This is a genomic window from Halorubrum sp. SP9, from assembly GCF_005435015.1.
GTDB lineage: Archaea > Halobacteriota > Halobacteria > Halobacteriales > Haloferacaceae > Halorubrum > Halorubrum sodomense.
On the sequence record NZ_SGXU01000683.1, the window covers coordinates 1 to 244 of the forward strand.

A 244-nucleotide genomic window follows, 5' to 3' on the forward strand; every position below is an offset into this window, starting at 1 on the left:
TGACGTGGGAGCCGCTGACCGACCCGCTACCCGGACTGATCAACACCTTCGTGCTGCTCACGTCCTCGTTCACCGTGATCCTCGCGCTGGTTGCGGCCCGCCGGAAGAGCCGGCAGGGACTACTGGCGTCGCTGGGGTCGACCATCCTGCTCGGGTTCGTCTTCATGGCGATCAAGATGTGGGAGTGGAACCACGAGGTCTTCGACAAGGGCGTGACCATCTCCGCGAACGCCCACGGCGACCC

The 244-nt window shown here is 65.2% G+C and carries 1 protein-coding gene; it reads left to right on the forward strand.

Annotation, left to right across the window (positions count from 1 at the left end):
- The coding region (locus tag EXE45_RS18990; RefSeq protein ID WP_137695200.1) for a cytochrome c oxidase subunit 3 at positions 1-244 on the forward strand (244 nt) is incomplete at both ends.